This window comes from Flavobacteriales bacterium (genome assembly GCA_013214975.1).
Taxonomy (GTDB): Bacteria; Bacteroidota; Bacteroidia; order DT-38; family DT-38; genus DT-38.
In genome coordinates, this window is record JABSPR010000110.1 from 1 (window position 1) to 2,415 (window position 2,415).

2 protein-coding genes are annotated in these 2,415 nt (G+C 34.6%); both read right to left on the bottom strand.

The features are described 5' to 3' along the window. Positions 1-81: 81 nt before the first annotated feature. Positions 82-498 carry a VOC family protein gene (locus tag HRT72_04380; GenBank protein ID NQY66945.1) on the bottom strand — a complete coding sequence of 139 codons (417 nt, stop codon included), beginning with the start codon at positions 496-498 and terminating at the stop codon, positions 82-84. Positions 499-736: 238 nt separating this feature from the next. Further along, positions 737-1,687, bottom strand: a complete 951-nt coding sequence (locus HRT72_04385; GenBank protein NQY66946.1) for a T9SS type A sorting domain-containing protein — start codon at positions 1,685-1,687, stop codon at positions 737-739. Between the last annotated feature and the right edge of the window lie 728 nt (positions 1,688-2,415).

The following is a 2,415-nucleotide window of genomic DNA, read 5'->3' on the forward strand; positions in this document are numbered from 1 at the left end:
AATTATACCCAACGGTTAGTATAACAAGCGTAGCATCCCAAAGGGTGCTATGATTTGTTATACAGTGTTACCTGCTTTTTTTTATTTTTTTATCAATCCCTTATTGTTTTCATTCGGTTCAATCAAGTCCCACATATTTCCATATAAGTCCTCAAATACTGCGACAGTTCCGTATTCAAATTCAGTTGGTGGTCGAACAAAACTTATTTCTCTTTCGGTCATCTTGTTATAGTCTCTCCAAAAATCATCTGTGAAAAGAAAAAATCCAACTCGCCCACCTGTCTGATTTCCGATGCTTTCTAATTGTCGTTCATTTGAGGCTTTAGCAAGTAACAAACAACACTCTTTTGCTCCTGGTGGTGCAACCATTACCCATCTTTTATTTTCGTCTATTCTTGTGTTCTCAAGTAATTTGAAATCTAATTTTTCCGTATAAAATTCAATTGCGTCATCATAGTCTTTCACAACTAAGGCAATATGTGCTATTCTTTGATACATTCTCTTTTGTTCGTTCTAATTGCAGGTAACGTTCCCGGGCTACGCACAGTGCGGTTCCTGAGAATTATTTTTTGTTTAAGGTACGGATTTGTTGTTTAGCTAGGATTGAAATTTCGAAGAAATAAATCCGCATTGGGTGTAGGCTGTGTTAGCAGTATCTTCTGGACTATTATTTTCGAATCTTTGTGGTTGAGATGTTAAGCAGTACTTGATTCCTTAGACTTGTCCGATCTAGTATTTAATCTTTAACCAATTTATACGTTTTCCGTTGGTTTACATATGTAATATCCAGAAAGTAGATACCTTTTGATAATCCAGAAGGAAGATTTAAACTATAGGACTTATCCCCATATACCTGGTCTGAATATATCAACTTACCAACTGCGTCAAATAATCTAATATTGGTGTTTTGATAGTTATACAACTTGACGTTTAATTCATCAATAAATGGGTTGGGAAAAACTTCAATTATGAATTTTTCAATTAGATTGATGTTAAAGTCTCTTATTAGTACGCAGCCATTTTCGTCTTTAATATAAAGCGAGTAGCTACCCGTGGCTAGACCATCAAATATATTCTCAGGTTGAAAGTTTATTCCATCTATTGAAAATGTATATGAAAGATTTTCATTCATGACATCGATAATGTCTACTTCGATAGCGCCATTTGGAGTTTCATTTTCTGCATCTGTAACAGAGATAAGTGTAATTGGGATTGAGCATCCATCGCATTCAAACTCTATACCTATTGTCCCCGCGCCGATATATGATGTTACAAAACAAGGAATAACTTGGAGACTTTCACTTGCATGGAACTTCCCATAGCTCCAAGAGTCTTTTAATTTAAGCTTTCGAGCTTTTACAATGCCGTAATTGTAGAAGTAAGAACCACATACAAAGGTGATGTCAAATTTACCGCATAAGGTGGCTGAAGAATCAATTATTAAATATCCACCTTCCAGAAATTCTAAATTCTCGCTATAGAAGACATCATGATGAATGATTACTGAGTCTGATAAGATGGGAACGGTTCCATTTTGCCATGTGCTATTATTAGCCCAAGCTCCATTCTGCGTTGTCTCAAATACAGTTGAAGAGGCATTGAACTGAATCAATATAAATACTACCGTTAGAATACATAATGAATCGACTTTAGACTTAACTCTGGTATATGTGGACGAGGTAATCATTCTAAGTATAATATTGGGTTAAGCAATAGGTGCGCCGTGAAGTATAAAGTTAAATCATTTCCTGAAGACTTATCCTAATGCCCTTGTACTTTTTCAAACGTAGTCTAGACTAGGACGAAGTCTACGCTGTGTTATACAAAGTGAATGAATTACAATGACTCTAGTCTGCTGAAATGAAGCTGCATCGAATGTGAAGTTCATTCTAAGCTTTCGTTAATTACTGCTAACGTTTAGTATATGGCGCATTTCAATGCGCTATATACATTGTTGTACGCAGGCAGTTATTCTTTAATCGCCTTAATCAGTTCCTATTTTAACTATTTAAGAATTCCTTGAATTTATCTGATGTTAATATTTTCCAAATAGCTAAAATTCCAGCAATTATTTCTATTACGAATGAGGCAAATATCATCTCACCTGCTCCCGGCCAATGTATTAATTTAAATAATGCACCTAAGTCCAATATTATTAGTCCAAAAATGAAGGTTACTAAAATATGTTTTACTTTCATTGCAACTTTTGTTAGTGAATTAATAGCTCTTTAAAATTTACATTGTTAAGCTTGCGTACAACGATTCGGCTAAACTACGTAAAATAGGTTTGGTAGGTTAGGGCTATGTATTTTAGCTTTTGTGGGTGTTGCACAACTCTGTGAATAAAGATACACAATCGATTTGATGATGGATTAAGTATTTGATAACTTTAATCATGCAAGGCAAGAAAGAATA

Coding starts and splice junctions, on each gene's coding strand:
- HRT72_04380 (NQY66945.1), bottom strand. CDS start 498: ATGTATCAAAGAATAGCACATATTGCCTTAGTTGTGAAAGACTATGAT.
- HRT72_04385 (NQY66946.1), bottom strand. CDS start 1,687: ATGATTACCTCGTCCACATATACCAGAGTTAAGTCTAAAGTCGATTCA.